Annotated in this window: 21 protein-coding genes and 1 riboswitch; of the genes, 9 read left to right on the forward strand and 12 right to left on the reverse strand. The window is 52.9% G+C overall.

The annotated features are described in order from the left end of the window. Nucleotides 1–39 precede the first annotated feature (39 nt). Complete coding sequence (locus ACO0LM_RS18835; RefSeq protein WP_423038844.1) at nucleotides 40–231, forward strand: hypothetical protein; 192 nt, start codon at nucleotides 40–42, stop codon at nucleotides 229–231. A gap of 440 nt (nucleotides 232–671) precedes the next feature. Here ACO0LM_RS18835 and hpf read toward each other — a convergent pair whose 3' ends face one another. From hpf to ACO0LM_RS18870, 7 genes are all read right to left on the reverse strand, one after another. Then, nucleotides 672–1019, reverse strand: coding sequence for a ribosome hibernation-promoting factor, HPF/YfiA family (gene hpf / locus ACO0LM_RS18840; RefSeq protein ID WP_422989213.1), 348 nt, complete (start codon nucleotides 1017–1019; stop codon nucleotides 672–674). A 109-nt stretch (nucleotides 1020–1128) separates the two neighbouring features. Beyond that, a complete protein-coding gene (locus ACO0LM_RS18845; protein ID WP_423038846.1) occupies nucleotides 1129–2616 on the reverse strand; it encodes an RNA polymerase factor sigma-54 in 1488 nt (495 codons plus the stop codon). Nucleotides 2617–2627: 11 nt separating this feature from the next. Further along, a complete protein-coding gene (gene lptB, locus ACO0LM_RS18850) occupies nucleotides 2628–3380 on the reverse strand; it encodes an LPS export ABC transporter ATP-binding protein (protein ID WP_423038848.1) in 753 nt (250 codons plus the stop codon). Beyond that, on the reverse strand, nucleotides 3381–3932 hold the full coding sequence (gene lptA / locus ACO0LM_RS18855) for a lipopolysaccharide transport periplasmic protein LptA (RefSeq protein WP_423038850.1): 552 nt from the start codon (nucleotides 3930–3932) through the stop codon (nucleotides 3381–3383). Nucleotides 3933–3959: 27 nt separating this feature from the next. Next, nucleotides 3960–4604 (reverse strand): LPS export ABC transporter periplasmic protein LptC, encoded by a 645-nt coding sequence (lptC, locus tag ACO0LM_RS18860; RefSeq protein WP_423038852.1) that lies wholly within the window; start codon nucleotides 4602–4604, stop codon nucleotides 3960–3962. Continuing rightward, nucleotides 4601–5131 (reverse strand): KdsC family phosphatase, encoded by a 531-nt coding sequence (locus ACO0LM_RS18865; protein WP_423038854.1) that lies wholly within the window; start codon nucleotides 5129–5131, stop codon nucleotides 4601–4603. Before ACO0LM_RS18865 ends, lptC begins: the two co-directional genes overlap by 4 nt. A 5-nt stretch (nucleotides 5132–5136) precedes the next feature. Beyond that, nucleotides 5137–6177 carry a KpsF/GutQ family sugar-phosphate isomerase gene (locus tag ACO0LM_RS18870; RefSeq protein ID WP_422989225.1) on the reverse strand — a complete coding sequence of 347 codons (1041 nt, stop codon included), beginning with the start codon at nucleotides 6175–6177 and terminating at the stop codon, nucleotides 5137–5139. A gap of 113 nt (nucleotides 6178–6290) precedes the next feature. Between ACO0LM_RS18870 and ACO0LM_RS18875 the strand changes: the two genes are divergently transcribed. From ACO0LM_RS18875 to ACO0LM_RS18905, 7 genes are all read left to right on the forward strand, one after another. Further along, nucleotides 6291–8273: a monovalent cation:proton antiporter-2 (CPA2) family protein gene (locus ACO0LM_RS18875; RefSeq protein ID WP_423038856.1), complete on the forward strand. Its 1983-nt coding sequence runs from the start codon at nucleotides 6291–6293 to the stop codon at nucleotides 8271–8273. 32 nt (nucleotides 8274–8305) lie between these two features. Then, nucleotides 8306–8848: an adenine phosphoribosyltransferase gene (locus tag ACO0LM_RS18880; RefSeq protein ID WP_423038858.1), complete on the forward strand. Its 543-nt coding sequence runs from the start codon at nucleotides 8306–8308 to the stop codon at nucleotides 8846–8848. Nucleotides 8849–8886: 38 nt separating this feature from the next. Then, entirely contained in the window at nucleotides 8887–9345 is a 459-nt protein-coding gene (locus ACO0LM_RS18885) for a GNAT family N-acetyltransferase (RefSeq protein WP_423038860.1), read from the forward strand. Between the two features lie 96 nt (nucleotides 9346–9441). Next, nucleotides 9442–9516, forward strand: a riboswitch (S-adenosyl-L-homocysteine riboswitch). 25 nt (nucleotides 9517–9541) lie between these two features. Further along, nucleotides 9542–10969, forward strand: coding sequence for an adenosylhomocysteinase (ahcY, locus tag ACO0LM_RS18890; RefSeq protein WP_423038862.1), 1428 nt, complete (start codon nucleotides 9542–9544; stop codon nucleotides 10967–10969). A 103-nt stretch (nucleotides 10970–11072) separates the two neighbouring features. Beyond that, nucleotides 11073–11429 carry a phage holin family protein gene (locus ACO0LM_RS18895; RefSeq protein ID WP_423038864.1) on the forward strand — a complete coding sequence of 119 codons (357 nt, stop codon included), beginning with the start codon at nucleotides 11073–11075 and terminating at the stop codon, nucleotides 11427–11429. Further along, complete coding sequence (gene metF, locus ACO0LM_RS18900; RefSeq protein ID WP_423038866.1) at nucleotides 11416–12243, forward strand: methylenetetrahydrofolate reductase [NAD(P)H]; 828 nt, start codon at nucleotides 11416–11418, stop codon at nucleotides 12241–12243. Before ACO0LM_RS18895 ends, metF begins: the two co-directional genes overlap by 14 nt. Nucleotides 12244–12674: 431 nt before the next feature. Next, nucleotides 12675–13457 (forward strand): MBL fold metallo-hydrolase, encoded by a 783-nt coding sequence (locus ACO0LM_RS18905; RefSeq protein ID WP_423038969.1) that lies wholly within the window; start codon nucleotides 12675–12677, stop codon nucleotides 13455–13457. Between the two features lie 34 nt (nucleotides 13458–13491). On the opposite strand, the gene ACO0LM_RS18910 is transcribed toward ACO0LM_RS18905, so the two are convergent. Further along, nucleotides 13492–13971, reverse strand: coding sequence for an Lrp/AsnC family transcriptional regulator (locus ACO0LM_RS18910; RefSeq protein ID WP_423038868.1), 480 nt, complete (start codon nucleotides 13969–13971; stop codon nucleotides 13492–13494). 318 nt (nucleotides 13972–14289) lie between these two features. Between ACO0LM_RS18910 and metC the strand changes: the two genes are divergently transcribed. Continuing rightward, entirely contained in the window at nucleotides 14290–15516 is a 1227-nt protein-coding gene (gene metC, locus ACO0LM_RS18915; RefSeq protein WP_423038870.1) for a cystathionine beta-lyase, read from the forward strand. A 43-nt stretch (nucleotides 15517–15559) separates the two neighbouring features. Here the strand turns inward: metC and ACO0LM_RS18920 are convergent, their stop codons facing one another. The 4 genes from ACO0LM_RS18920 to ACO0LM_RS18935 all read right to left on the reverse strand — a co-directional run bounded on the left by ACO0LM_RS18920 (nucleotide 15560) and on the right by ACO0LM_RS18935 (nucleotide 22203). Beyond that, nucleotides 15560–16063, reverse strand: a complete 504-nt coding sequence (locus ACO0LM_RS18920) for a hypothetical protein (RefSeq protein WP_423038872.1) — start codon at nucleotides 16061–16063, stop codon at nucleotides 15560–15562. Nucleotides 16064–16416: 353 nt separating this feature from the next. Then, complete coding sequence (locus ACO0LM_RS18925; protein WP_423038874.1) at nucleotides 16417–18687, reverse strand: penicillin-binding protein 1A; 2271 nt, start codon at nucleotides 18685–18687, stop codon at nucleotides 16417–16419. A gap of 8 nt (nucleotides 18688–18695) precedes the next feature. Beyond that, on the reverse strand, nucleotides 18696–20462 hold the full coding sequence (locus ACO0LM_RS18930; RefSeq protein WP_423038971.1) for an ABC transporter ATP-binding protein: 1767 nt from the start codon (nucleotides 20460–20462) through the stop codon (nucleotides 18696–18698). Then, nucleotides 20452–22203 (reverse strand): ABC transporter ATP-binding protein, encoded by a 1752-nt coding sequence (locus tag ACO0LM_RS18935; protein ID WP_423038876.1) that lies wholly within the window; start codon nucleotides 22201–22203, stop codon nucleotides 20452–20454. The genes ACO0LM_RS18930 and ACO0LM_RS18935 overlap by 11 nt, the downstream gene beginning before the upstream one ends. Nucleotides 22204–22498: the final 295 nt, after the last annotated feature.

The following is a 22498-nucleotide window of genomic DNA, read 5'->3' on the forward strand; positions in this document are numbered from 1 at the left end:
GGGATGTATAAGTATATGAGGAAACAGTGCAAGTAAAGGATGCTCCTTGCAGTTGCAGTTGCAGTTGCAGTTGCAGTTGCAGTTGCAGTTGCAGTTGCAGTTGCAGTTGCAGTTGCAGTTGCAGTTGCAGTTGCAGTTGCAGTTGCAGTTGGGTTTGACTTTGGGGTTGTTTTTGAATTTAACAATTCCGATGTGTCGACGCCGTTTGTGCGGTACAGAAAATGGAAATAGAAGAGCCGATGTCTGAGCGTAGCGAGTTTCGGATCTTCCCATTTTTTGTACCGCACAAACGGGAACCCCGCAGGGGCGACGACGCCTCGGTCGCCTTCTTTTGCTTCCTTTTCTTGGCGAAGCAAGAAAAGGGAGTAGCTGCCGGGCTACCCCCGGCTGGCAATCTTAAATACTGTGGGTAAGTACATAAAAGCTACACACGTAAAGCATGCAGACCTGACATTAAATCAGACCACGGTATGCCAAATGTTGCTAGATTGCCTGCCCGCTATATTCCTGCCTACGTAGGAATGGCAGTAATACCTGTACAGCCTGTCAGAGGGCAATCAATTTAGCGATTGAATATATGATTTATTTCAGAACCATTCATCCAACAAAAAAGGACGCTTTTCGCGTCCTTGTTTTGGATACCCGCAACCCGAAGGCAGGGGTGGTGAGTCTTATGAAGCCGATGCCGGATCAGGAATATGCTTGATGGCGTCGTGCTGATGGTTTTGTATTTTGTCTTTGTGCTTGATGACCTGGCGATCCAGTTTGTCTACCAGTGTATCGATCGCTGCATACAGATCATGCGCCAGACTTTCTACATGAATATCTTTGCCACTGATATGCAGATTAATGTCGGCTTTGTGTCGTTTTTCCTTTTCCCGGAGCTTGTCCACCGTCAGGATGACGGCGATATCAATGACCTGGTCGAAATGTCGCCTGATACGTTCTAGTTTGGTATGTACATATTCACGAATTGCAGGAGTTACTTCGACGTGATGTCCACTGATGGTGAGATTCATACTGTGCTCCTATAGTGATGTTGCTTGCTGTAACGATAAGCTCATTGCTGTCTTATTGCCTTGAGCTAAATCATATATAGCAATTCAAACCGTGATTACAAGGACTTGCTTACAAAGATTTACGCAAACTCACTGGGGGGATTTTTAGGGCTTCACGGTATTTGGCAACTGTCCGTCGGGCAATTACCATGCCCTGTTCACCCAGCATGTCTGCAATTTTGCTATCAGAGAGTGGGCTTTTCTGGTCTTCTGCTCCTATCAACTGCTTGATGAGTGCGCGTATCGCGGTGGAAGATGCTTCTCCCCCTGTTTCCGTCGCGACATGGCTGCCGAAAAAGTATTTCAACTCAAACATGCCGTGAGGGGTCAGCATGTATTTTTGAGTTGTTACACGTGAGATAGTGCTCTCGTGTAATCCTAGTGTATCAGCAATTTCGCGCAAAACAAGGGGGCGCATGGCGACAGCACCGTGTGTGAAAAAATTACGTTGCCTTTCAACTATCGCTTGTGCAACGCGCAAAATGGTGTCGAAACGTTGCCGCATGTTCTTGATGAGCCAGCGCGCCTCTTGTAGCTGTGAGCCGAGTCCGCCTTCCCCCCGGTTTTGCTTCATGATGTTGGCATACATGCTACTAACCCGCAATTTGGGCATGACATCCTGATTCAGCGTGACTTGCCAGCCATTGCCTGATTTTTTGACGATGACGTCTGGCACCACATAATCCGATTCATCGACTGCAAAGTCGATACCCGGACGGGGCTTGCACAGTCTGATGACAGTTTGTGCGTCGCGCAAATCTTCATCGTCGCAGTCGAGAATTTTCTTGAGTTTGGTGAAATCTCTTTGTGCAAATAAAGTCAGTTGCGTTTCGACAATCTGCAAGGCCAGCCTGCGTGTCACGAAAGCAATTTTAGGCAGGCGTTTGATTTGCAGGGCCAGGCATTCAGAAGGTGTGCGAGCGCCCACACCGGCTGGGTCGAAGCTCTGCAGCATGTTCAGGGCAAATGCCAGCTCTTCTGGCTCCACGCACAATTCCAGTGGCAGGCTGGCATGGATTTCATCCAGGGTTTCTGTCAGGTAGCCATTGTTGTCAATGGCATCAATCATCAACTCGACCAGGGCGCGGTCACGCAGCTCGCGCAGGTTAAGGCGCATTTGTTCCTGCAGATGTTCACGCAGGGTGATGTGGGCAGCACCCAGTTGCGGGCGACCATCTTCATCATCGCTGCTTTTGCTGCCATGATGCACGTCATCAAAACTCCAGTCCTCTTCACTGGCGCTGAGGGCTTCGTTACTGACGGCGCTATCGGCATCACCCTGAACTTCCGTAGTACTGTTGCTTTCTTCGCGGGATGCAGGGGCTTCCATACCTGCATCGGCGGCGGTGCTGCTGGTATTGATGGCACCATCGGCCAACAGGCGCACGGCATGGTCCAGCGGATCATCCACACGCTCCAGCATGGGATTTTCGATGAGCAGGGTTTCCAGCTCCTGGTGCAATTCCAATGTGGACAATTGCAGCAAGCGTATAGATTGCTGCAATTGAGGCGTCAATGCCAGATGCTGGGACGTGCGTAGTTGCAGGCTTTGTTTCATGATGATTCCCGTCACATCCGGAAATGTTCTCCCAGATAGACGCGACGCACGGATTCATTTTGTATGATGTCGTCTGGCTTGCCGCTGGCCAGTACAGCGCCTTGATTGATGATGTAGGCGTGATCGCAGATGCCCAGGGTTTCACGCACGTTGTGGTCGGTAATCAGCACGCCGATACCGCGCTCCTTGAGGAAGCGCACAATACGCTGGATTTCAATCACGGCTATCGGGTCAACACCGGCAAAGGGTTCATCCAGCAAGACGAAGCGCGGATTAGTGGCGAGGGCGCGGGCAATTTCTACCCGCCGGCGTTCGCCGCCTGATAGTGACAGCGCCTGATTTTCCCTGATCTTTTCAATCTGCAAATCGGCCAGCAAGGCATTGAGTCTTTTGACAATGGATTTTTCTGAAAGAAATTTTCCATTGGCATCTTTTTGCAATTCCAGCACGGCGCGGATATTGTCTTCTACCGTCAGCTTGCGAAATACGGACGCTTCCTGCGGCAGGTAGGACAAACCCAGCACGGCTCTCTGGTGTATCGGCAGTTGTGAGATATTGACGGCGTCGATCGTGATATCGCCGGCGTCAGATGGCACCAGGCCAACGATCATGTAGAAGGAGGTGGTTTTGCCGGCACCATTCGGGCCCAGCAAACCAACCACTTCACCGCTTTTCACTTCCAGCGAGACGTCGCGCACCACCTGGCGCGCACCGTAGCGTTTTTGCAATCCCTTGACGATCAAGGTACTAGGCGTGGCAGTCATTTAATTGGTCTGTTTGGGTTGCAGGGTGATTTTGACGCGGCCAGCACCGTCTACATGCTGGCCCGTGGTTGAATTGGTACCGACAGCGATATCATTTTTACTGTCATAGGACAGGTATTCCCCTTCCTGTTCCTGGGTGACTTTCTTGCCTTCCAGATAGCGGATCTTGGCTTTGGAGATGAACTTGACGATTTCTGTCGTCTGATTGTATTCAGCGCGATCGGCTTCGCCTTCTACCCACAGATCCGGGCCGCCATCCCGTTTTTGCCGGAAGCTTATTTTTTTGCTGACTCCGCCGGTCAGCACGACAAACTCGTCACCGTTCGGGGCTTCGGTGACGACGGCTTTTTCTGAATTGACGATCAGGGTGCCGCGCACCAGTTGCACGCCTTTGGACAAGACGCGTACGCTGTTTTTTCCGTCTATTTCAGAATAACCGGCTTCTATGACTGTTTCTTTGAGGCTGTCAGCTTTTTCTGCACTTGCAGGCGTGTGCACTAATGCAAAACAGGCCAGTCCCAGGCATGGGCCAAGGGAGCGTGTCAATTTCATATTTTTCATTGGCAAATATCGCTTTCTCTATTTGGATGGTGTGGAGGGAGCATATTCACGTTTTTTCAAGTGAATACGCACCTTGCTCAGCAGGGCCAGATGCTGGGTGGAATTGTTGGCCTCCATGCCGATGGCTGTGGTGTCCACTTTTCCTGTTTTGACGGTGACGTGTTTGTCGGTTTTGACAATATCATCGTCGGGTAATAACAATAGATAATCGGTTTCCAGTCGCATGAATTGCGAGCTGAGGCCTTCTGGCCTTTCCATGCTGACATTGTCATACAGGCGCACCTCATCGTGTTCACGCTTGGGTGTGATCACCATGGATTTTTGTGATACAACGGCCAGGTCAGCCAGCAAATGCAAAGGTGGGCGATCAACATCAAAGCTATTGATTTGCGGACGCTGAATTTCTATATTGTCATTGCGTGGCAGATGTATCAGGCGTTCGCCAGTGATATGGTAATTCGCCTTGCCATTATTCGACAAACGGATGAAATTGAATTTTTCTACATAGTAATCCGGTGCCGAGCGTGCCGATGTACGGTTCTGTTCATCATTCGCATTGCGGCGTATGACTTCCATCACCCAGATGGTACCCAGGGTAATGACGCCCAGCAGTATCACTGCCAGCCAGATGCGAAAGCGGTCTATGGTCATATGATGTTTCATGACAGGTATGCCTCAATTGCCTGTTCATATCTGCCCTGGGCGCGCAAGATGAAGTCGCAGACTTCGCGCGCTGCCCCCTTGCCGCCGCCGGCAGTGGTGACGTAGTGCACTCTTTGCCTGACTTCGGCGTGGGCATTCGGTACGCTGGCAGAAAAGCCGCAGCGTGTCAGTATCGGCAAATCGATGATGTCGTCACCGATGAAGCCGCAGACATCAGCAGACAGACCCAGTTCGGCGATCAGTTGCAGGAAGGCTGATTTTTTGTCGTGTATGCCCTGGCGCACGTGGGTGATGCCAAGGTCGCCGGCGCGCTTGCCGACGATCGCCGATTGCCTGGCGCTGATGATGGCCGTGGCTATACCTGCCTGTTGCAACAGTTTGATGCCCTGGCCATCCAGTACATTGAAGGTCTTCATCATTTCGCCTTCAGGGCCGAAATGCAGGCTGCCATCGGTAAGAATGCCATCCACGTCAAATATCATGAGCTGGATATTGCTTGCATTCTGGGCTGCAGTTTGTTTCGCCATTTCCATCAGATTACCTTGGCCCGTGTCAGGTCATGAATATGCAGGGCACCAACCAGTTTTCCCTGGTCGTCAGCCACCAGCAACTGGTTGATGCGATAAGTTTCCATAATTTCCACCGCTTCTACAGCCAGTTGTTCTGGCCGTATGCGGCGCGGACTGCCATGCATGACTTCGGCAATCTGCAACTGGGTAAAGTCGCGTGTGCCATCCATCAGGCGGCGCAGATCACCGTCGGTGAAGATGCCGACGATATACTGGTCTTTATCCACCACGGCGGTCATCGCCATGCCTTTTTTGGTGATTTCCAGCAGCGCGGTTTTCAGCCTGGTATCCGGTGTCACTTGCGGGATGGCGTCGCCGGTTCGCATAACATCCCTGACGTGGGTCAGCAGGCGACGGCCAAGCGAACCGCCAGGGTGGGAACGGGCAAAGTCTTCTTCTCGAAAGCCGCGTGCATCCAGTACGGCAACTGCCAGTGCATCACCCAGTGCCAGTGTCACCGTGGTGCTGGCGGTTGGTGCCAGGTTCAGCGGGCAGGCTTCTTTTGCTACATGCAGGTTCAGGTGCACATCTGCCAGTTTGCCCAGGCTGGATTCCGGGTTGCCGGTCATGGCGATCAGTTTGACCCCCAGGCGCTTGATGATGGGCAGGATGGACATCAGTTCAGATGCTTCACCAGAATAGGAGATGGCAATAAATACATCTTGGGATGTCACCATGCCAAGATCGCCATGTGCAGCTTCTGCCGGGTGGACGAAAAAGGAAGGGGTGCCGGTAGAGGCAAAAGTGGCAGCAATTTTGCGGGCGATATGGCCGGACTTGCCTATGCCAGAGACGACCACGCGTCCGTGGCAAGCTAACAACATATACACGGCTTCCGAGAAGCCGGCGGCATCACCGTTACCCAGGCGTTTTTGCAATGCAAGCAGGGCATCGGCTTCGATTTGCAGGGTTTCGCATGCCAGTTTCAAGGCACGCTGCGTGGCTTCAGCCGTACGCACAGGTGCAGCATGGCCGTGGGAAGATAGGGCATTGAATTCGTTCATGCCCGCAGTATAAACGAAATCTGCAAAGCAAGAACTCTGCCAGTTGTAACGTAGTGAATATTGTTTGCCTTAAGGCAGGTTTCAGACGCGATAAATCGGCAATAATAGGAGACATGACAGGTCTAGACACTACATTATTATTGCTGGCAGCCGCCGTAATGGGCGTGGTCGGTTTCCGCATGCTGCAACTGCCGCCCATGCTGGGTTACCTGGTAGTTGGTATTTTAATTGGCCCATATGGCCTGGGTGTGGCGGAAGAAAGTGCCGTCACCCATGAGCTGGCGGAATTCGGCGTGGTTTTCCTGATGTTTTCCATAGGACTGGAATTTTCCCTGTCCAAACTGATGGCCATGCGCAAGGCGGTATTTGGCCTGGGCATGGCGCAGGTGCTGGTGACCATATTGACCAGCATGCTGTTTGGCTGGATCGCCAGTCGCTGGCTACCGCCCTTATTCAGGATCAGTTGGGAAGCTTCGTTTGCCCTTGGCGGCGCGCTGGCCATGTCTTCCACCGCGATTGTGTCCAAAATGCTCACGGAGCGGCTGGAGCTGGAAAGCCTGCACGGGCGGCAAATCATCAGCGTTTTGTTATTTCAGGATCTGGCTGTTGTCCCCTTGTTAATCCTGGTGCCAGCGCTGGCATCAAAGTCCCCTGACCTGGTAAAAACCCTGGCGCTGGCCAGTGGTAAAGCCGTGGTGGTCTTGGTATTGCTGCTGGTGGTCGGGCAAAAAATCATGCGTACCTGGTTCAGCATCGTGGTCAAGCGGCGTTCGCAAGAACTGTTCATGCTGAATCTCTTGCTGATTACCCTGGGTGCCGCCTGGCTGACGGAGAAGGCCGGCTTGTCCATGGCGCTGGGTGCGTTTGTGGCAGGCATGCTGATTTCAGAAACCGAATACCGGCATCAGGTGGAAGAAGATATCAAACCCTTTCGCGATGTGTTGCTGGGGCTGTTCTTCATCACCATCGGCATGCTGCTGAATGTGCGTCTGGTGATCGAACATTTCTGGCTGGTCCTGTTGTTATTGACTGGCCCGGTATTATTGAAACTGATACTCATTGCTGCGTTGGCCAGGATATTTGGCAATTCCACCAGTGTTGCCTTACGTACCGGCCTGGGTTTGGCGCAGGCCGGCGAATTCGGTTTTGTTTTGCTGAACCAGGCCGGAGGCTTGCAACTGGTTGACCCCTTGCTGGTGCAATTGATACTGGCATCGATGGTGCTTTCCATGCTGGCCTCACCCTTTATCCTGGCCAAATCGGATGTCATCGTCATGAAATTCTCGGCCAATGAATGGATGATGCAATCCCTGGCCTTGACCCAGATTGCGGCCCGCACCATGACTACCAAGAAGCATGTGATCATTGCCGGCTTTGGTCGTAGTGGCCAGAGCCTGGCGCGTATCCTGGCAGAAGAAAATATTGATTATCATGCGCTTGATCTGGACCCCGACCGTATCCGTGAAGCACAGGCTGCCGGTGCCAACGTGTCCTATGGCGATGCGGCGCGGCGCGAGAGTCTGCTGGCGGCGGGTGTCAACCGTGCAGCGGCATTGGTGGTGACGTATACCAGCACGGCATCGGCCTTGAAGATCTTGCATTTCGTGAATGAAATGAATCCTAGTTTGCCGGTCATCGTGCGTAGCCATGATGATGTCGATCTGGAAAAACTCAGGGCTGCCGGTGCCACCGAAGTAGTGCCGGAATTGATGGAGGGTAGTCTGATGCTGGCCTCCCATGCCCTGGTCATGCTGGGCGTACCCCTGCGTCGCGTGGTGCACAGGGTGCAGGCAGCCCGCGAGGCGCGGTATGAATCCCTGCGCGGTTTTTTCCATGGCGCCAGTGATGCGGCTGACAGTCCGGAAAACATGCAGATACGTTTGCACACCATATTCCTGACCGAACGTGCCAAGGCTCTGGGACAACATCTGGCAGACTTGAAGCTGGGTGAACTGGGGGTGGACATCCAGGCCATACGGCGCGGCAAGACCAGGCTGGATCACGAGGATGAAATCGTTTTACAGAATGGCGACGTGGTGGTGGTCAGAGGAACTTCCGAAGCAGTCGCAAGAGCAGAGCAGCGGCTGTTAAAATAGCGGGTTATTTTTCAATTTGAAGGACATGCTTGATGTTAAATCCATCAGAGTACATAAAAGAACATATCCGCACCGTGGAAAACTGGCCACAGGAAGGCGTGATGTTCCGCGACATTACCCCTCTGTTGCAAAATCCCAAAGTATTTCGTGTGCTGATTGATATGTTTGTGCATCGCTACATGGACGAAAAGCTAGACGTCGTGGCTGGCCTGGACGCGCGCGGTTTCATTATCGGCTCTGTGCTGGCGTATGAACTGAACCTGGGTTTTGTGCCTATCCGCAAGAAGGGCAAGCTACCTTTCCATACTGTTTCCGAACAATATGAGCTGGAATACGGTAGTGCCACGGTGGAATTGCATTCTGACGCCTGTAAAAAAGGCGACCGCGTGGTCCTCATTGATGACCTGATCGCTACCGGTGGCACCATGATGGCCGGCAAGAAATTGCTGGAACGCCTGGGGGCAACCGTGGTGGAAGGCGCAGTCATCGTTGATCTGCCTGAACTGGGCGGTTCAAAAATCATCCGTGACAGCGGCTTGCCTCTGTATACGGTATGTAATTTTGATGGCCACTAAGATCGTAAGCAGGTTCTAAGTACTGAGCGTTTGCCAACATGCGTTTGTTTCATATTGAAGTAGCTGACCCGGCCTTGCCCGAGGCTGAGGTCTTGCTGGAAGAATTATCTGCCAGCCTGGCCAGTATCACGGGTGACAGTGGCCGCACTTCCTTTGATGTACAGGATGTGCGCGTACCTGATGCCCTGTTTGTACTGGCACGCGATGCCAGTGGCGTGGCGCTGGCTTGCGGTGCCATTCGTCCCATGGACGAGGGCGTGGCTGAAGTCAAACGCATGTATGCGCGGGTAAACACGCTGGGTCTGGGTTCAGCGGTACTCGTTCATTTGGAAACTGCTGCAAGGCAATATGGCTATCGCCATTTACGCCTGGAAACGCGCCTCATCAATCAGCGGGCCATCGCTTTTTACGAAAAACACGGCTATCAGCGGATTCCTAATTTTGGTAAATATGCAGACAAACCGGAGGCAGTTTGTTTTGAGAAAAAGCTGGCGTAAGCAAGCCGATGTCATTTCTCACAAAACCGCTCTGGTGAAGTACGGTCGTCGGCGCAAGAAATCAGCAAAAAAGCCATAGCTGCGCTATACTTCAAGTCTTCCAAGGAGCGTTGCGACGAAACCCCAGGGTTTTTGCCAGGCTTGGAATATCCACAACTGCGCTCACGTTACTTTTTTCATAAGAAAGGAGGGCGTGATGAACGCCGTCGTTACAAGTACATCAAACACCACATCCCAGGATTTTTACGTTGCTGATCTCAGCCTGGCTGACTGGGGCCGTAAAGAAATTCGCATCGCCGAAACAGAAATGCCTGGCCTGATGGCTATCCGTGAAGAATTCGCTGCTACCCAGCCCCTGAAGGGTGCCCGTATCACCGGTTCCCTGCACATGACGATTCAGACAGCCGTGCTGATCGAAACCCTGCTGGCCCTGGGGGCAGAAGTGCGCTGGGCATCTTGCAATATCTATTCGACACAAGATCATGCAGCCGCAGCAATTGCTGCCGGCGGCACGCCGGTATTCGCCTTCAAAGGTGAAAACCTGGATGAGTACTGGGATTTCACCCACCGCATTTTCGAATGGAAAGACGGCGGCTTTTCCAACATGATTCTGGATGATGGCGGTGATGCAACTCTGTTGCTGCATCTGGGCACACGTGCGGAATCCGATATTTCTGTTTTGGCCAATCCAGGCTCGGAAGAAGAAATCTGCCTGTTCAATGCCATCAAAACACACCTGACCATCGATGGCACCTGGTATTCCAAACGTCTGGCTGCCATCAAGGGTGTGACCGAAGAAACCACCACTGGCGTACATCGCCTGTACCAGATGCATAAAGATGGCAAGCTGGCTTTCCCAGCCATCAACGTCAATGATTCCGTCACCAAGTCCAAGTTCGACAACCTGTATGGCTGCCGTGAATCCCTGGTTGATGGCATCAAACGTGCAACTGACGTCATGATCGCGGGCAAGGTTGCCGTGATTGCCGGTTACGGTGATGTAGGCAAGGGCTCTGCCCAAGCCATGCGTGCCTTGTCTGCACAAGTATGGGTAACAGAAATCGATCCTATCTGCGCATTGCAGGCAGCAATGGAAGGTTATCGCGTAGTGACCATGGAATATGCGGCTGAACATGGCGACATTTTCGTGACCACGACAGGCAACTACCACGTCATCAGCCATGCCCACATGCTGAAGATGAAAGACCAGGCCATCGTTTGCAACATCGGCCACTTCGATAATGAAATAGATGTTGCAGCGTTGAAGAAATACACCTGGGAAAACATCAAGCCACAAGTTGATCACGTGATTTTCCCTGACGGCAAGCGCATCATCTTGCTGGCAGAAGGTCGCCTGGTGAACCTGGGTTGCGGTACGGGTCACCCTTCGTATGTCATGAGTTCTTCTTTCGCCAACCAGACTATCGCGCAAATCGAACTGTTTGCCAATACAGCGAAATATCCAGTGGGCGTCTACACTTTGCCTAAACACCTGGACGAAAAAGTCGCCCGTCTGCAATTGAAAAAACTCAATGCACAACTGAGCGTGCTGACAGATGAACAGGCTACGTATATCGGTGTTAAAAAAGACGGCCCTTATAAGCCTGATCACTACCGTTATTAATCACCTTGAGAATCTATCCGGGTTTGCCTAAGGCAAGTCCGGATAGCTGCAATGAAGCTGTATCTGTGGCTACAGCTTCATCTATCTACAGACAGGAGCATGTATGCGTTTACTGGCAACCTGGTTGGTCAATGCGCTGGCTTTGCTGGCTATCCCTTATCTGATGTCGTCGGTGCAGATCGACAACTTTGGCACTGCGTTGGTAGTGGCCGTGGTACTTGGCCTGGTGAACACCATCATCCGCCCCGTGGTATTGATACTCACCCTGCCGGCAACGGTATTGAGCCTCGGTCTGTTTATCTTTGTCATCAATGGCCTGATGTTCTGGGGTGTGGCAAATGTGATAGATGGTTTCCATGTCACTGGCTTTTGGGCTGCAGTGGGTGGTGCCTTGTTGTACAGCGTGATTTCCTGGACCCTCTCGACCTTATTGTTGCAACAAAAAAATGAAGACGCCTAATTTCAGCATAGAATTTTTTCCGCCCAAGACAGCGGAAGGCACGGAAAAGCTGCGTGCAACACGGGCCAAGCTGGCCGAACTCAAACCGAAATATTTCTCTGTCACTTTCGGTGCCGGTGGTACGACGCAGCAAGGTACGCTCGACACTGTGACCGAAATCCGCCGTGAAGGCCATGATGCGGCACCGCATCTGTCCTGCGTTGGTGGCACACGCGAATCGATACGCGCTATCCTTGACGAATTCAAGGCCAATGACATACACCGTTTGGTTGCCTTGCGTGGCGATTTGCCTAGCGGTTATGGTATGGGTGGTGAATTCCGCTATGCCAATGAACTGGTAGAATTTATTCGTGCCGAGACCGGCGACTGGTTCCATATCGAAGTGGCCGCGTATCCCGAAATGCATCCGCAGGCACGCTCACCGCAAGACGATCTGAATAGTTTTGTGCGCAAGATGAATGCTGGTGCCAATGCCGCCATCACACAGTATTTTTACAATGCGGACGCTTACTTCCGCTTCGTCGAAGAAGCCCGCAAGGCTGGTGTCACCGCCCCTATAGTGGCTGGCATCATGCCTATCACCAATAGCACACAGCTACAGCGTTTTTCTGAAATGTGCGGCGCAGAAATCCCGCGCTGGATACGCCTGAAACTGGCCAGTTATGGCGATGATACGGCCTCCATCAAAGCCTTTGGTCTGGATGTGGTGACTGCCATGTGTGAACGCTTGCTGGCAGGGGGCGCACCGGGTCTGCATTTCTATTCACTGAATCAGGCGGCTGCGACTACTGCGATCTGGCAAAGACTGGTGTAGTACTGAGAACATGTTTGCGATCTTAAGCGCGAGCGCAATCGTAGTCCACGCGGGGCTCATGCGCTGCTCTTCACCCCGCTGACGCTCGCTCGCTACAGATCGTAAACACGTTCTGACAAAATCAGAAAAAAGAGATTGCGAAATTATCTCTGATAAAAAATCCCCGAAAGATCTTATCTTTCGGGGATTTTTTTATTGAAGCAAAAGTGAGTGCAAGCCTGGCCACAAAGCAAAAGGACCAAACTCAAAGGCACACACTCAAAGGCACACACTCAAAGGCGCGCACAGCATTGCAGCTTTATTGCCAGCCAGGCCGACGGTAGCAAATGGGCCGGGTTCCTGCTGACTGGCCTTCTCTTGATCCAGCTCAAGAGACGCATTGCCAGCCTTACTACAATAGCAGCTTAAACTATGGCGCTGGCGAGGATCAATTGGCGATAGAACTTTTTAATGATGGCAAACACATCTGCGTGATGTTTAATGACCTGCTGGATGACACGGCAGATCACGCCGTCCAGGCCAATCAATTCCTTGTCGTTTCTGAAGGTGAGGGGGCATTGATAGATCCCTCTGGCAACCTGACGTATAACGCGCTGTTGTTGGCCCTGCATAAGTATGTGCCGAAGAAAAATCTCAAATACCTGTTTGCCTCGCATCAGGACCCAGACATCATCGGCGCGCTCGATAAATGGTTAATGGGTACCGATTGCGATCTGTATGTGTCGAAACTGTGGTCACGTTTCGTGCCACATTTTTGCAACCTGAACCGGGCGGAAGGACGTATCGTCGGCATCCCGGATGAAGGCATGCCGGTGCGTTTGCGCGACACCGTTATCTATGCCGTGCCTGCGCATTTTTTGCATGCAGAAGGTAATTTCCAGTTTTACGACAGCAAGTCAAAGATCCTGTTTTCCGGAGACGTCGGCGCTTCCATGGTGGATGCGCACGACATTGTAATGCCGATCACCACCAGGGCCCAGTTTTTGGAACATGTGCACACCATGGCCGGTTTTCATAAACGCTATATGGTATCCAACAAAGTGTGCCGGTTGTGGGCCAACATGGTCAGGCAAATGGATGTCGACATGCTGGTGCCGCAGCATGGCCGGTATTTCAAAGGCAGGGAAGCCATCACCGCGTTTCTTGACTGGATAGAAAACCTGCAATGCGGCATAGATTTGTTCACGCAAGAGCATTACCGCTTCCGCGCTTAGTGGTGACTTGCTGGGTATAGGCAGGCCCTGTTTTTCAGGATCTGGCAGTTTTCAATACGGCATAGTTGAGAGGCAGTGCAGTGGTGTTCTTGATGACTTCCATGACGAAGCTGGAACTGACATCTTGCAAGTCTGCCACCTTCACCAGTTTCTTGTATACCTGATCAAAGCCCGCCATGTCGGGTACGTGTACCTTCAATAAATAATCAATCTCACCGCTCATGCGGAAGATTTCGACGATCTCGGGAATGGCACCGACACCGGCGATAAAACGCTGCATCCACTTGTCATTATGCTGGGCAGCCTTCAGTGCCACCATCACCGTCAAACCCAGATTCAACTTGACCGGATCGCACAGCGTCACCTGTCGCCGTATGACGCCATCTTCCTGCAATTTTTGCACACGCCGCCAGCAGGGGGTGACAGAAAGATGCACGGCCTGGGCCAGGTCGGTCAGTGCAATAGACGCGTCTTTTTGCAAGATATTTAAAATTTCTAGATCTATTTTATCCATTTTTAATAAATATTAGAAAATGTTCCTAAAAATAGCATGAATTGCCCAAGTATTTGGTAAAAATTTTCTACCGGTGCTTGCTACGATGTAGTCATGCACAGTGCCGGGTTGTCTTGGTGTTGCCTTGATAAGAACCTGTTTGCGATCTTACTGCGCGAGCGTGATCGGGGCTCATGCGCTGCTCAAAATGCTCATGTACTTAAAGTACATTCCGCTTTTTGCGCTGCTCTTCTCCCCGCTGACGCTCGCTCGCTACAGATCGTAAACACGTTCTAAGCAAGCCGGTGCGGGAATCAAACGTGAAGAAATGGAACCGCTATGAATATCGTAGAGCCAGAATTGCAAGCAGCAACCCGTCTTACCCATGCCGGGCGCAAAGGCAAGGCACATTATGGCCCGGTAAATCCGGCTTTGGTGCGGGCATCGACCATCCTGTTTCCCGATGTAGCTGCACTGAAAAATGCCTGCGGTACCCGACGTGCCTATGGCCGCCACGGCAATGAAACCACGCAGGCGCTGGAACAGGCCCTGTGTGCCGCTGAAGGCGCGGCTGCCTGCATGCTGACTTCCTCTGGCCTGTCTGCCGTTACCACCACACTGCTGGCCTTGCTGCAGCCCGGTGATCATTTGCTGATGGTGGATACCGTGTATGACCCGACCCGTGATTTCTGTGATGGCCTGTTAAAGCGGATGAATATCAGCACGACGTATTACGACCCCCTGATAGGTCGCGACATCGCTGCGCTGATACAGGCGAATACCAAGGTCGTCTTTGTCGAATCGCCAGGCTCGCTGACCTTTGAAATCCAGGATATTCCGGCGATTGCTGCCCAGGCCCATGCATGTGGTGCCGTGGTGGTGTCTGACAGCACCTGGGCAACGCCGATAGGCTGGAATTCTTTTGATCTGGGGATTGATGTATCGATCCATGCTGCCACCAAATACATCGTCGGACATTCGGATGCGCTGATGGGTGCCATTCTGACCACGGCAGCCCTGCATGAACGCCTACGCAGCACTTACCGCCAGCTTGGCATGTCCATCGGTGCCGATGACGCAGCGCTGGCCTTGCGCGGCTTGCGTACCATGGCGGCGCGCCTGGCTGTACACCGTGAAAGTGCCAGGGTCGTCGCGCAATGGTTGCAGCAACAACCAGAAGTGGCTGAAGTGCTGTACCCGCCGCTTCCAGGTTGTGCAGGCCATGATTTATGGAAGCGTGATTTCAAACCTGAATATGCATGTGGCCTGATGGGCGCGGTGTTTCAGGCCGGTATCAGCGAACAGCAGGTGGCAGCACTGATCGATAGAACCCGCCTGTTTGGCATAGGTTTTAGCTGGGGTGGTTTCGAGAGCCTGTTACTACCGACCAGTCCGGCTGCATATCGCACCGTGAATGCGGATAAATGGACTGCACCCATGCTGCGTCTGCATGTCGGCCTGGAAGATGTTGATGATTTGCTCAACGATCTTGCACACGGTTTTGAGGCTTTGCGCACTACAGCCGCAGTCCCACAAGAGCGTTACCAGTTGAAGGCAGTGGTTTGATTTTCGTATACAGCCGGGAGCCTGAAAGAATCCCGGTTTTAGTTCAGCCTGCTACCCATTCATAGGCTTTTCTGAACAGGCTGGCGGGTGGCTGGCTGAATTCTTCAGCATGGTCTGCGCCAGGCTCATCCGGTTCCAGATGGCGCATCATGCTCAGGGTTTGCTGTTGGCGGATCAAGCCCTGGCGATTGATCAGGGCGATGGTGTTGGCAATTTTTTCTGCTGCCGCATCCAGATCCAGGTCATAGAAATCCTGGCCGCGTTTGCCCCGGCGGTGATGCTGGAATTGTTTCAGGATTTCGTCGAGTGCCTGCCCGCAGTCTTTGGTATGCAGTTCAAAAACGCATTCGTAAGTGCCAGGGATTAATTGTTGCAGGTCACGATTCAGTTCCATCGCCTTGGAAACACCGGAGCGACGGGTGGCACCGATTTTATACAGGCCATTGCGCAGGCCATCGTTTTGCAAAATGTAGATGGTACCAGGGGTGCCATGCATGAATTGTGGTTCACGCGGCAGTGTCCTTTGTGTACGGTAAGAAGTAGTCATCTTGAAACCTGACATTCTGTAAAGGGATGTAGACCAGTCTACAAAATGTCGCTGGGGTTCAAGAGCCGGAATAAGAGGGTGCTTTGTGCTCTGTTCGTGGATTCGCTTTGAATTTGTAAGATAGTAAACACGTTCTAACAAGTTCTCCCCCTATCCTGAACCCTTCATCAGCTCAGGATTTTAGCCCGCATGCTCCCGTGCGGGCTTTTTTTTGAGGATGCTGGTGCGCAGACTTACGGTCCTTGCCGTTTGTCATAACAATGTCATCTTCCAGCGCTACCATGCGGCCATCCTGAAAGTTTTTCCTCCAAAGGTCGGGATCTTTGCCCGCAGAATAATCTGCGGGCTTTTTTCTATTGCGCTGGCACCGGTGCTTGCGCGGGCGGCGGTGGGCTTTCCGTTATGTCCAGGGTACGCACGCTGGCCCCGTTCAGGAATTCATTGAACATCCAGTCTCCGTCGGCATTGCTGATACCTTCAGGGACGGCGCGTTGCCCTTCGGGTTTGCCAGCCAGTGCTACCCGCATGGTATCTATCCAGATAGGCAGGGCCAGGGTGGAACCAAATTCACGCCCACCCAGTGATTTGGGGTCGTCATATCCCATCCAGGCGACTGCCACGACGTTGCCGGCATAGCCAGCAAACCAGCCATCGACGGCATCGCTGGTCGTACCGGTTTTTCCTGCCAGATCATGCCTGCCCAATTTGACAGAAGCGCTGGCACCGGTACCACTACGTACCACTTCGCGCAACATGCTGTCGGTGATATAGGCATTGCGGGCATCGATGACCCGTGCTTCTTCCTGGGCCACGGCAGGTGGTTTGTTTTCAAACAAGACTTTACCCTTGCCATCGACCACCTTGCGGATCAACCAGGGGCTGACTGCATAGCCGCCATTGGCAAATACGGCATAGGCTGAAACCAGTTGCAGTGGTGTTACCGAACCGGTACCCAATGCCATGGTCAGATTGGGCTGGTGCTTGTCTTTGTCAAAGCCAAAGCGTGGCAGCCAGTTTCTGGCAGTATCCACGCCTATGGATTTCAATATCCTGACCGATACCACGTTTTTGGATTGGGCCAGGGCGGTGCGCATGCTGACGGGGCCATCATATTTGCCGTCATCATTGCGCGGGTCCCAGCGCAATGCATCTTCTGACGTCGCCGATAATTGAACATCATTGATCAGGGTGCCTGGATAAAACCCTTTTTCCAGTGCCGCAGAATAAATGAAGGGCTTGATACTGGAACCTGGCTGACGCCACGCACTAGTCACATGGTTGAATTTTTTGCGGTTGAAATCGAAGCCACCCACCATGGCGCGGAAGGAACCATCTTCGGCATTCAGGGCAACAAATGCACCTTCGACTTCAGGTAACTGGGTAATTGACCAATGTTTTTTGTTGTCCTTTTTGTTGTCTTGTATCACCCGGATGACCGCACCCGGACGTATCTTGAAGCCCGCTTTGGCCTTATCTGCCAGTGCGGCTGCGGCAAAACGCAAACCTTCACCGGTGATTTCCACGCTCTCGCCGGATAGTAATTCTGCCTTGATGATTTTGGTGGAGACCTGGGTCACCACGGCTGACAGCAATTTGTCATTGTCCGGGTACTTGCGCAAGATCTGGTCCATGACATCATCACGCTCATCTTCATCCGCAGGCAGCTCGACAAATGTTTCCGGCCCGCGGTAGCCGTGACGCTGGTCATAAGTCATCACGTTGCGACGCACTGCGTCATAGGCGGCATCTTGTTCTGCCTTGTTGATGGTGGTGTAGACCTTGATGCCCTTGGTGTAGGTATCTTCCTTGTATTGCGCAAAAATGCTCTGGCGTACCATCTCGGCGATATAGTCGCCCTGGGTGTCGAATTGCTGGCCTTTGACTACTTTGATATCTTCCTTGGCAGCGGCTTCCATTTGTGCCTCGGTAATGAAGCCATTTCTGACCATGCTCTTCAAGACCAGCAATTGCCTTTGTTTGGTTTTTTCAAAATTGACGGCGGGATTATGTCTGACCGGATTTTGTGGTACCCCGGCCAGCATGGCGGCTTCTGCCAGGCTGAGCTGGTCCAGCGATTTGCCAAAATAAGTTCTTGCTGCGGCGGAAAAACCATGGCTGCGCTTGCCCAGGAAAATCTGGTTCATATACAGTTCCAGGATCTGGTCTTTGCTGAGGGCATCTTCGATGCGGTAAGTCAACAGAATTTCCTTGAGTTTGCGTGGTATGGATTTTTCGTTTGTCAGGAAAAAATTCCGTGCTACCTGCATGGTGATGGTCGATGCACCCTGATGAAAACCGCCCCGCAAGTCAGCCAGTATGGCCCGTCCTGCACCAATGAAAGAGATGCCGCCGTGTTCATAAAAACGTGCATCTTCTATCGACAGCAGGGCATTTTTCATGACCGCCGGGATTTGTTTGATAGGTACAAAATCCCTGTGTTCTTCACCAAATTCACCGATGAGTGCATTGTCAGCGGTATAGATGCGCAGCGGGATTTTTGGCTGGTAGTCAGTCACCGCTTCCAGTGTCGGCAAATCGGGTACTACTACCAGATACACATAGGCTATGGTTGACAGTAAGACGGTGACGCTGGCACTGATGACAATCGTGATCCACTTCTTCATGGCTTTCCTTATTCTTCCAGGGTTTGCAGCAGGTACAGGCGTTGATAGATACCTTGTTCCACTTGCATTAATTCTTGGTGATTGCCTTGTTCCGCCAGCTTGCCGTGATTCAGCACAATGATGCGGTCGGCATCACGGATGGTGGACAGGCGATGGGCGATGGCAACAATGCTGACTTTGCCACGCAATTCCGTGAGTGCGGTTTGTACTACCTGTTCAGTTTCGCTATCGATATGGGAAGTCGCCTCGTCCAGGAACAGGACGCATGGTTTGCCAGCCAGGGCACGGGCGATGGCCAGTAATTGTTTTTGTCCGGTAGACAGGCGGGCACCACCTTCACCCAGTGGGGTATCGTAGCCATTTTCCAGTTGCAGGATAAAGTCGTGCACGTGGGCCGCCTTGGCGGCAGCGATGATATCGGCTTCGCTGATGTCACGCCCCATGGCGATGTTTTCACGTGCATTCGCAGCCAGCAAAAATGGCTCTTGTGGCACCAGCCCTACCTTGTCACGAAAATGCGCATCGCTGATGCTGGCCAGTGCTTGGTCGTCTATGCTGATGTGGCCAGACTGTGCCGTGTAAAAACGCAGCAAGAGACTGAGCAGTGTGGATTTACCACTGCCGGTATGACCGACGATACCGTAAAAACTGCCCGCTGGTATCTCAAGGCTGAAATCATGCAAGACCGGGCGTGCCGGGTCATAACCGAAACTGACCTGTTCCAGCTTCAGCTTGCCATCGACGATGCGGGCGTCGCTGCTGGCTATGGGCACCTGGTGTTCATTGAGCAGGGTGTTGACGCGTGCTGCGGAGACCACCGCCTGTTGTATCTGGCCAAATTGCAGGGTGATCTGTATCAGCGGCTCCACCACCCGCGCGATGTAGCTGACAAACGCATACAGTATACCTATCTCAACGCCAGAGAAACTGCGCTGGCTGAAACTGAAAATCACCACCACCAGCAAGATTGAATTCATCAGGTCCAGCGCCGGGCGCAGCAACCAGGCATTCGCCCGCAATTCATCCAGCCTGGCTGCGTAGTGCAATTGATTGGTGCTCGCAAAGCGTTCGCCAAAGCGGCGTTCGGCATTGCTGGCTTGCAGCGTACTCATGCCATTGATGCTCTCTGCAACCTGAGCATTGATTTCACTGCGCAACTGGCGTGCGCGGCTGACAGCAGGTGCACTCCAGCGCTGGTAAAACCAGACGATGATGATGACTGCAGGTATCAGCATGATGACGATCAGCATCAGGCGCCATTCCAGCCAGGCCATGGCGGCCAGTGCACCAATGACGACGATGGAACTGTCGAGCATCACAAACAGTACTTGTACATACAGGCTCTTGACGGCTTCGGTATCGTTTGTCACGCGGCTGACCAACTGCCCGGTAATTGCCTTGTCAAAGAAAGCCATGGGCAGGCGCAACACATGCTCATACACTTGCTCACGCAGGCGACGCACAGACCGCATGGCGACACCGGCCAGCCGCGTCAGTTGCAGATACCGCAGCCAGGTCGCGCCCCAGCCGGTCAGTACATAGGCTGCCAGCAGGCCGATGACCATGCCGTTATCCAATTTGTGCGGCAACAGGTAACGGTCTATGAATGCCTTGCCCAGCAAGGGGCCGACTGCTTCCAGGCCAGCTGCCACAAACAGAAAGAATATACCTAGCCAGACATGGCGTTTTTCAGTGCTGGCGGCCTGCAGCAGCAGGCGCACTGCCAGTTTTTTTTCTGACATGGTGGCTGTTTTTTTGTTGATATCAGGCTGCATCCAGGCTTGCTTCCAGTTGTTGATAACGCCATTGCGTTGCATACCAGCCATCCAGGTCCAGCAAGGCCTGGTGATTGCCTTGTTCGACGATTTTTCCTTCGCGCAAAACCAGGATGTGACTGGCTTCCAGCACCGCACTCAGGCGGTGGCTGACGATGACGGCACTGCGTTCGGGATGTTGCTGTCTCAGTTCTGCCAGATGCTGCAGGATATGCGTCTCGGTTTGTGTATCCACCGCAGACAGGGCGTCGTCGAGCAATAGCAGGGGGCTGGCCATCAACAGGGCACGGGCGATGGCGACGCGCTGTTTTTGTCCGCCTGACAGGGTGACACCACGCTCACCTACCAGCGTGTCATAAGCGTGCGGGAAGCGTTGTATATCCTCGTCCACCGATGCCAGCCTGGCGGCCTGCATGATGTCTGCCCGGCTGGCAGCCGGGTTGCTGAGACCAATATTGTCGGCAATCGAGGCCGAGAACAAAAAAGGTTCTTGTGCTACCCAGTTGATAGATTGGCGCAAGGCTTGCAAGCGATACTCCGCCAGCGCATGTCCACCCCAGGTGACCTGGCCTTGTCCGGCTTCTATCTGGCGCAGCAATAAACGAATGATGCTGGATTTGCCAGAACCTGTGGGGCCGACTATACCTATCGTCTGCCCCGGCGCAATCGTCAGGCTGATGTGTTGCAGGGCAGGCCTGGCTTGTCCCGGATAGGCAAAGCTGACCTGGTCCACACGCAGAGTGCCAGTTGGTGGTGTCGTCAGGCTGCCTTCATCATTGACGCTGAGTTCTTGTGTCAGCACCGGTTCCAGCCTGGCCCAGGCTGCCTTGCCGCGTTCCAGCAAGGACAAGACCCAGCCAGCGGCAAACATCGGCCAGATCAACTGCCCCAGATACATGGAAAAGCTGGTCAGTGCGCCTATGCTCATTTCGCCATGCCAGACCAGATATCCACCTACACCCAGGGTCAGTGCCCCGGCGGCTGTCAGGCTGATACCGACTGCCGGTTCATAGGCGGCTTCCCAGCGCTGTGCTGACAGGCTGGCGGCAGCTGCCTGTTCGGCCATGTCGGCAAACTGGGCTGCACTGCGTTGTTCCAGGCCCAGGGCGCGCAGGGTACGCACGCCGGCCAGGGTTTCCTGCACATGGTCATTCAGTTTGCTGAAGCGTTCCAGCGAATCGCGCGAAGCATCGTGAATATGATGGGTAATCCGTTTGAAGGCCCAGGCCATGAAAGGGAAGGGCAGCAGGGCCGCCAGCGCCAGTCGCCAGTCCACACCCAGCAGCATCATACCTATCACCAGGGCAAAGGTCAGGCTGCCATCAAAACCGGCCAGGGCGGCTTCACCGGCCGCCAGTTCGATGGCATCGGCATCATTGGTGCCCAGGGCCATCAGGTCACCGGTTCTTTGTTGCTGGAAAAAACGCGATCCCTGTACGCTCAGTCTTTGGTAAAGCCGGGTGCGTAATTGCATGCCCAGTTGATAGGACGCAGTGAATAACTGAGTGCGCCAGCCTACCCGCAAGAAATAGATGGCCAGGCCCATGCCTATCAGCCATGACAATTCCCACAGCAGGGCAGTGTTGTCAAAACGACCTGCTACCATGCCATCAATGATCATGCCGACACGACGTGGTATCAGGACAGTCATTACGGCGACGGCGAACAACATGGCACCGGCACCAAGGTAATGGCGCCAGTGCTGGCGGATAAACTGAGCAAGAAGCTGGTACAAACTCATATGTGGTTCAGACCTGAAATCAGGAAATTGGTTGCATGTACTCTGCCTGTGGGTGCGTGCGAGCATGAGCGGCAAAGCGGGAAATGATACAGCATTCGTAAATTCCATCCCCCATTCAGTCTGTAGAACTGATATTGCACCAGCGCAAGCATCTTTGCGCTGGCACATTAATTCATCAATACGGTGATAGTAAAAACAAGAAATAACATAGCAGTTTGCCTCATAGAAAGATTCTATAATGCCGTTTTTGTGTTAAGACTGACAAAAGGACGTTGTATGAAAAGTGGTTCACCAA

The sequence above is a fragment of the Undibacterium sp. Di26W genome, assembly GCF_049340265.1.
GTDB lineage: Bacteria > Pseudomonadota > Gammaproteobacteria > Burkholderiales > Burkholderiaceae_D > Undibacterium.

Excerpts from the sequence above, each read along its gene's own strand:
- ACO0LM_RS18835 (WP_423038844.1), top strand. The coding sequence starts at position 40 with ATGCTCCTTGCAGTTGCAGTTGCAGTTGCAGTTGCAGTTGCAGTTGCA.
- hpf (WP_422989213.1), bottom strand. The coding sequence starts at position 1,019 with ATGAATCTCACCATCAGTGGACATCACGTCGAAGTAACTCCTGCAATT.
- ACO0LM_RS18845 (WP_423038846.1), bottom strand. The coding sequence starts at position 2,616 with ATGAAACAAAGCCTGCAACTACGCACGTCCCAGCATCTGGCATTGACG.
- lptB (WP_423038848.1), bottom strand. The coding sequence starts at position 3,380 with ATGACTGCCACGCCTAGTACCTTGATCGTCAAGGGATTGCAAAAACGC.
- lptA (WP_423038850.1), bottom strand. The coding sequence starts at position 3,932 with ATGAAATTGACACGCTCCCTTGGCCCATGCCTGGGACTGGCCTGTTTT.
- lptC (WP_423038852.1), bottom strand. The coding sequence starts at position 4,604 with ATGAAACATCATATGACCATAGACCGCTTTCGCATCTGGCTGGCAGTG.
- ACO0LM_RS18865 (WP_423038854.1), bottom strand. The coding sequence starts at position 5,131 with ATGGCGAAACAAACTGCAGCCCAGAATGCAAGCAATATCCAGCTCATG.
- ACO0LM_RS18870 (WP_422989225.1), bottom strand. The coding sequence starts at position 6,177 with ATGAACGAATTCAATGCCCTATCTTCCCACGGCCATGCTGCACCTGTG.
- ACO0LM_RS18875 (WP_423038856.1), top strand. The coding sequence starts at position 6,291 with ATGACAGGTCTAGACACTACATTATTATTGCTGGCAGCCGCCGTAATG.
- ACO0LM_RS18880 (WP_423038858.1), top strand. The coding sequence starts at position 8,306 with ATGTTAAATCCATCAGAGTACATAAAAGAACATATCCGCACCGTGGAA.
- ACO0LM_RS18885 (WP_423038860.1), top strand. The coding sequence starts at position 8,887 with ATGCGTTTGTTTCATATTGAAGTAGCTGACCCGGCCTTGCCCGAGGCT.
- ahcY (WP_423038862.1), top strand. The coding sequence starts at position 9,542 with ATGAACGCCGTCGTTACAAGTACATCAAACACCACATCCCAGGATTTT.
- ACO0LM_RS18895 (WP_423038864.1), top strand. The coding sequence starts at position 11,073 with ATGCGTTTACTGGCAACCTGGTTGGTCAATGCGCTGGCTTTGCTGGCT.
- metF (WP_423038866.1), top strand. The coding sequence starts at position 11,416 with ATGAAGACGCCTAATTTCAGCATAGAATTTTTTCCGCCCAAGACAGCG.
- ACO0LM_RS18910 (WP_423038868.1), bottom strand. The coding sequence starts at position 13,971 with ATGGATAAAATAGATCTAGAAATTTTAAATATCTTGCAAAAAGACGCG.
- metC (WP_423038870.1), top strand. The coding sequence starts at position 14,290 with ATGAATATCGTAGAGCCAGAATTGCAAGCAGCAACCCGTCTTACCCAT.
- ACO0LM_RS18920 (WP_423038872.1), bottom strand. The coding sequence starts at position 16,063 with ATGACTACTTCTTACCGTACACAAAGGACACTGCCGCGTGAACCACAA.
- ACO0LM_RS18925 (WP_423038874.1), bottom strand. The coding sequence starts at position 18,687 with ATGAAGAAGTGGATCACGATTGTCATCAGTGCCAGCGTCACCGTCTTA.
- ACO0LM_RS18930 (WP_423038971.1), bottom strand. The coding sequence starts at position 20,462 with ATGCAGCCTGATATCAACAAAAAAACAGCCACCATGTCAGAAAAAAAA.
- ACO0LM_RS18935 (WP_423038876.1), bottom strand. The coding sequence starts at position 22,203 with ATGAGTTTGTACCAGCTTCTTGCTCAGTTTATCCGCCAGCACTGGCGC.